The following is a 6604-nucleotide window of genomic DNA, read 5'->3' on the forward strand; positions in this document are numbered from 1 at the left end:
TAAAGATGCTCTGGTGCTTGCCTTATTTAAAAAAGAAAGTTACCCGCCACATAGGCGGCTTAAAGACACCGAGATCCCGATGGCCAGTTCTACCGACTGTTACCCGCCACATAGGCGGCTTAAAGATGCTCTGGTGCTTGCCTTATTTAAAAAAGAAAGTTACCCGCCACATAGGCGGCTTAAAGACACCGAGATCCCGATGGCCAGTTCTACCGACTGTTACCCGCCACATAGGCGGCTTAAAGATTCAAGATTTTGAATTTTATTGATTTCTTCTCGTTACCCGCCACATAGGCGGCTTAAAGAAATTTTTACACTGTCTACCCAATTGTCGTCTTGTTACCCGCCACATAGGCGGCTTAAAGATAAGTACCATCATTGATTCAACTGAGAATCAAGTTACCCGCCGCATAGGCGGCTTAAAGAAATGGCCTGCGTGAATTGGGCTTTGCCGTAGAGTTACCCGCCACATAGGCGGCTTAAAGATTTCAAAGATATAATTTCCGATGTAAATGCATGTTACCCGCCACATAGGCGGCTTAAAGAACCCTAATTGGAGCGTCAAAGTCAGCTATCGCGTTACCCGCCACATAGGCGGCTTAAAGATAAAAGGTAATACTTTTTTCTCTTATTTCAGCGTTACCCGCCATACAGGCGGCTTAAAGAACTTAGCGATTGTTTTTGCTATGTGCTTGTACGTTACCCGCCACATAGGCGGCTTAAAGATTATGAGCCGAAACCAACACAAAAACCTGCTTGTTACCCGCCACATAGGCGGCTTAAAGAAGCTATTAACTAGTGTTTCCATCGTTTTACTTGTTACCCGCCACATAGGCGGCTTAAAGATATGCGTTGTTCTAGTTATCGGTGGCGTGAGCGTTACCCGCCGCATAGGCGGCTTAAAGATTTGGCTGTCCCCCAAGACCATTTATCACAGTGTTACCCGCCACATAGGCGGCTTAAAGATTATATGCTGTTTCTATTCTTGCAAATGAGTGGTTACCCGCCGCATAGGCGGCTTAAAGATTAGTAACGGTGTGTCTACTAAACCCGTTCAGGTTACCCACCAATAGGTGGCTTAAAGACGAAGGCAACGGATTTTGAATCCCCTAATCATATTACCCGCCACATAGGCGGCTTAAAGAGGATACAAGGAGTTTAGACACTAAGCTGATAGGTTACCCGCCAAACAGGCGGCTTAAAGATGTTAGGGCTCTTTTTCAACTTCCGGTTTTTGTTACCCGCCACATTGGCGGCTTAAAGATAAGAATGCTCCGTAATTATACTCACCTCAATATTACCCGCCACATTGGCGGCTTAAAAAGAAATATGTAATTAAATTAAGATTCATTTGACAGGCTCTTTATTATCCTTACTATTGCGGATGTAAAATGAATTAAGGTTTATTATGAATTTTGTAACCATTAAAAATGAGATTTCTCTATTATTTGAGAACAATGAAACTTTGACAGGTGCTCAGATAGATAAACAGATCCCATATTTCCAAGCTCTTAATAAAGATATTCCAAGTAGTGAAGTGATTGAAGTAAGCTCTGAGGATGAAATTAAAGAGTTAGTTACTGTTACTTTAAATCTCAGTCTTTGCCAAAAAGATTCATTCACAGAGCAAAGTATCTTTTCTTTCAGTGAACTTTCATCAAAGAAACCGTTAACTAAAGATTTGATCATAAATGCATTGCTTGGCCTAACAACTCACCCGTTAAAGAATAACGAACCTAGTACTTTTTCAGGAAACATCTTTCAGAAAAGTGATGAAAGCAACACTTATGGTTTGTCATCAGCTAATGTTCCTGAACAAAAGGAAGGCGCATTTTCTCTTAATGCTGCATTGTTAAAACTTAGTAAGCTTTCTACTCTTACCTTTTCATTAAATGGTAACAGTTACACTCTACCTGATCTAATCACTTTTTTACCATCAGCAGAGCCATTATTTATTGATCTGGGCGTACCTAAAGAGGTCTACCAACATGCTCAGGTATTATCTCAACAAATGCTTCTAGGTTCTTTTCCACAAAGCGTTTCAGGCCCTATTCTTTTTTGGCCCCTTGATAATAGCTATATTCAAGTAACACCTGTACCGAGTGCAAAAGTTATTAGAAATATTAGAAAAGCTATCTATAAGGAAAATAGCCAAGATAGTGAATCTTATGTTCGTTATAGAAACAAATCTCTGGGCGGCACTCAATCTCAAAATGTAAGCGATTTAAATGCCAAACTTGGCGGAAAGAACCCTATGTTAAATGCTGATCTCAGTTTTTTAACGAATAAAAAAGATAACTTAAATATTGCTCTGGAAAGAAACCAACCTCTTTTTAGACTTCAATATAAATTAGCTAGCGAATGTCTTAATAAAGTCTCATTACACCATAAAGAAATTGGGAAGTACAAAAGACAAATTATGATACTTACTGTTGAGTCTATGGCCTTACTTTTTGACTACAAAGAGCGGTTCATCAATGGCGAAGAGCTAATGCCAATTCCTCAGTTTGTTGAACGTCAGTTTGTTATTAAACCTGATCATGCAAACAGAGCTGAGTTTGCCCAATATATCTTATCTAAGATAACTAAATATTGGGTTAGCCAAAAAATCGACGTTGATAATACTGTCAAAAAAGCCACTTTAGAAGCAGTAAACAATACCCTCGCTACATTTACCTGATCGGTTCGGAGTTAAGTTTTGAATATTTTATATATGATAATACCGATGCGAGCATATGATGTACGCATTGATAGTTCGGCCTATACGGCTGGTTTACCCTCATTATCTGGCATTTATGGTTTTACTCATGCTATTGAGCGTAACATTAAAGAATTAATTGATGACGAGTTTTTTGTAACTGGATTCTCATATCTCGTACATAACATTAATTACTCTGAAGGTACTAAGCGATTTAGTCAGAGTAAACGCAAAATCAAAAACAGTAATGATCTTGCCGCTCCAATGGAAGATTTAAAATTAGCCATCATAGATCAAACAATCATTATCGAAGTTGAATCAAAATTGACTGCATCAGACTTTTACAACTCTGACAAATTAAATGATGTGTTTAGTAAATTAAGATTTATGGGTGGACATTTTAATATTCAGATGCCCCATTCAAACCAGATAAAGGGCGGCTGTCTTGAAGTATTAGATGCCACTGATGGTGGTTTTTCAGATGCATTAAAGGCATGCAATCAGAATGGTTACATTGTAGAAGATGCTACGTATCTAGTAGAAAACGCGAGCAATCAACTCCAATATACTTTAGATCTAATCAAACAGCCTAAGTTAGACAAGTCAACGGGCAAACCATTTTCTATTGTGAGGCCACAAGGCTATTTTGTTCCTATTCATATTGGCTATGTAGGCTTAGATAAGCCATCACTAAAACATGACACAAGGGATAACAACGTCAATCACATCTATGCAGAACCGGTGATCGGCGTTGCTCGGTGCAGAACAATTCGTTCTGCAATCATCAACCTAACAAAATCTAACGATCTTCAAGAAGACCCTACTGATTGTCGCTTCATTTGGCAAAACAGTGCTCTAAATCCTGAAGATTTCGAAACTAAAAATTTATATATTGTTTACGGGGTAAATCCATGAGTAAGTTACAACTACCATCACTATTAAGCTATTCTCGCTCTATCCAGCCATCTGTAGCTTACTTCTACGCAAGAAAAAATGACAATAGTCTTATGCCGATTGATGTCATTACTGAGAGCCTGAGAGCTACATTCGGTGACCATAAAAGTGCGAACGGTAATAAAACATCTGAAGACTTAGCTGCTGGTAATATTCATAAAATCGACAGTGCATATTTACAGTCAGGCTCTAAGTCTCTAGTTGTAAAATTTTCCCTGAAGTTCATGAATAACTCATTTATTCCTGACAACTCAAATGACACCTCATTTTCTGACATCTTGAATGAATTTATTCAAAACTATAAAAACCTTAATGGTTTTGAGCATCTAGCAAAGTTATATGTTACTAATGTCGTTACAGGTAAATTTTTATGGCGTAACAAAAACCAAAGTAAGTCATTAAGTATCAAAGTTTCGACAGCGGCCGGTGATTTTAACTTTGAATATGAACTTGAAAACGAAAGCCAATTTTTAGTTGATAACAACAGCCAAATTGAAGAACTATCATCTATTGTAGCGAAAGGTTTATCTGGCGAATCTGGCACCGTTATTCTTAACATCACTTCAGAACAACCTATGTGTGATGGTGAAGAGGTATTCCCATCTCAAGAGTTTATTGATTCTAGCGAGAACAGTAAAAAAGACCGAACTTTGTCGTCAATTATTTATGATGGCAATAAACGTCAAGCTATCTTCCATAGCTCGAAAATCGGTAACGCTATTCGAACCATTGACACATGGTTTGAAAACTCTGATGGCCGCGCTATTGCAGTAGAACCTCTTGGTATTGACCGCATTAAAAACATTGCAATTCGACATAAAACAAAACGTGATATTTTTACATTGCTTGAAAAGAATCTGGTTTCATTCAATGATGAACTTCAATCGATTAAATCATTGAGCGAAATTTCAGATCACGATATTCACTTTATGGCGGCATGTCTGATCCGTGGTGGACTATTCTCTGGTAACAGTAAAAAGAAGTAGGTAAATATGTCGAGTTATTATTTTGAAATTAAATCAAATGAAGGTAGTAAAGTCGCTTCTATCTTATTTGCAAAAGTAGTTTCAATCCTACACGCTGTCACTAAAGTTGATGGCCAATCTCCTATTGGGATTAACTTCCCATTTATGCAAGAGCATAAAAATGAGAATGTTACCTCATTCGGTGAAACGATGAGAGTGTTTGGCACAAAAGGCGATTTACTTGTTTTTTTAAGAAACGCTTCACTTAGTGCTCTATTAGAAGAGCCTGATTTAACTGTAAGCAAAATTCAAGAAGTTCCTGATGATGCTGCTTTCGTTCAGACGTTAAGGGACCGAACTGTTGAACGCAGAAAAAAACTCAAAATCAAAGTTGAGCGATATTTCCCTTACATGAAATTAAAAAGTCTTTCTAATAAAAAGAAGTTTTCTTTGTTTATTAAGACCAAAACAGTTCAAGAACCGACACCCGGTTACTTCAGCACCTATGGCCTTAGCAAGGATGGTAGTACAACACCATACTTCTAAAGCAATTAGCTTATTTATGTCTTTATTTCACTCACATCAAGCCGTTCCTTAAAGTTCGGCTTTTTATGCAAGATATACCAAGATAGCTAATAACTGGCTATTTTCATAAGACAATAGCCAGTTATTAATAAGAAATCTTACGTCAATTTATAGAGTGGGCCATTTGATTTAAGTTTTGTTTTTGATGTATTTATAGCACTTTATTTCATTTCACCTAAGAAAGCTTCTTGATACCTCTCTAATGCCGCTTTAAAAAGATCGAAGCCTAAACTAACTTGAAACATTACAGCACCCATACAGTCTGGTAAATCAACATTTTCGATACCATACTCTTCTGCTTTGCGTTCCAAAAAGCATAATAGAATACCTGAAAGTTTTTCTCCTTGATGCCAATTAGATTCACAAAATGCCATACCTTGCAGACGTAAATATTGGTAGTCATATCTATTAAGAGATGAACTTTCTGGTGTATATGAAATAATATGTTCTACCACTGTTGTATCCCTACTGTTAAGTATTTAAAAACTTAAAAAAGGTGGATCTGATTGATCTCACCTTAATCAAAAAATACAAGAGTGTTATTCATACCAAAGAAATGTTTTACACCTTGAACACTTCACTTCAACTGTATTTGTTTTATATATTGTACTTCGCCAAATACCTTTCCCACCACAATTGTAACAGAAATGACCTCTATTAAGTGGCGATATTGCTTCTATGTAATGACTTTGCTTTCTTTTGAATGATCCATAAAATGCAACAGGAATGAATAAAAACACAATACCTATAAGCATTAATAGACCTGAATAATTTGCACTACTGTTCCAAGCCCAAGTAAGGCAGATAGCTGAAATGCCAAAGAAGAAAAAGAGGAATTTATGATTTTTTGATTGAATTTCCTTATCCACAGCTATCAGCTTTGATGCAACACTACTTACTGGAGGCGTTGGACTATCTTCACCTTCATTATGATCATGACTTTGCTGATCGTTTTTCTTTTTAAATTTTTTACCACACTGTGTGCAAAAATTAGCACCCGGTTGATTTATATGATTGCAATCAAAACATTTCACTTCCTGCACCTCCTATCTTTTTATTGCAATAATTATAAACCAATAATACATATTTTAAAACCATTAATTTCATAATAATCTGATAGTTACTTATGAATTCAGCTTAACTATTCCCAATGGAGTTAATATATCTACTAATCAATATAATCAAAGAAAAGGTTAGGTTAACGAGTCCTAACCAAGTATTGCTCAATTTCTTTGTAACTATGACTTCACTTGTTATGAACTTTATATACACGAGCTGTATTTTCAGATTGTTCATTAGCATGATGTCCAACTAGTGTTGGCTTGATCCAAATTAACTTCCGTTCAGAACGTGCCTCCCCATAAAACTGATTACGCCAATGACCTCTTCTCCAGTGTTCTTT

Annotated in this window: 6 protein-coding genes and 1 CRISPR repeat array; of the genes, 4 read left to right on the top strand and 2 right to left on the bottom strand. The window is 36.8% G+C overall.

Going from position 1 to position 6604, the window contains the following annotated elements; translation table 11 throughout:
• The first annotated feature begins 38 nt into the window (after positions 1 to 38).
• Positions 39 to 1027: direct repeats of the CRISPR family, unit length 28 nt; unit sequence GTTACCCGCCACATAGGCGGCTTAAAGA.
• Positions 1028 to 1408: 381 nt separating this feature from the next.
• From L1267_RS23340 to cas6f, 4 genes are read left to right on the top strand one after another with little or no spacing between them, the layout of a single operon-like run.
• Complete coding sequence (locus tag L1267_RS23340) at positions 1409 to 2680, top strand: type I-F CRISPR-associated protein Csy1 (RefSeq protein WP_235384390.1); 1272 nt, start codon at positions 1409 to 1411, stop codon at positions 2678 to 2680.
• An 18-nt stretch (positions 2681 to 2698) separates the two neighbouring features.
• Complete coding sequence (locus L1267_RS23345) at positions 2699 to 3613, top strand: type I-F CRISPR-associated protein Csy2 (RefSeq protein WP_235384391.1); 915 nt, start codon at positions 2699 to 2701, stop codon at positions 3611 to 3613.
• Positions 3610 to 4638 carry a type I-F CRISPR-associated protein Csy3 gene (gene csy3 / locus L1267_RS23350; protein WP_235384392.1) on the top strand — a complete coding sequence of 343 codons (1029 nt, stop codon included), beginning with the start codon at positions 3610 to 3612 and terminating at the stop codon, positions 4636 to 4638. Before L1267_RS23345 ends, csy3 begins: the two co-directional genes overlap by 4 nt.
• 6 nt (positions 4639 to 4644) lie before the next feature.
• Positions 4645 to 5163: a type I-F CRISPR-associated endoribonuclease Cas6/Csy4 gene (cas6f, locus tag L1267_RS23355; protein WP_235384394.1), complete on the top strand. Its 519-nt coding sequence runs from the start codon at positions 4645 to 4647 to the stop codon at positions 5161 to 5163.
• Positions 5164 to 5363: 200 nt separating this feature from the next.
• Here cas6f and L1267_RS23360 read toward each other — a convergent pair whose 3' ends face one another.
• Entirely contained in the window at positions 5364 to 5657 is a 294-nt protein-coding gene (locus L1267_RS23360) for a hypothetical protein (protein WP_235384395.1), read from the bottom strand.
• Positions 5658 to 5741: 84 nt separating this feature from the next.
• Complete coding sequence (locus tag L1267_RS23365) at positions 5742 to 6236, bottom strand: hypothetical protein (RefSeq protein ID WP_235384396.1); 495 nt, start codon at positions 6234 to 6236, stop codon at positions 5742 to 5744.
• Positions 6237 to 6604 lie beyond the last annotated feature (368 nt).

This window comes from Pseudoalteromonas sp. OFAV1 (assembly GCF_021532595.1).
Lineage (GTDB): Bacteria > Pseudomonadota > Gammaproteobacteria > Enterobacterales > Alteromonadaceae > Pseudoalteromonas > Pseudoalteromonas lipolytica_C.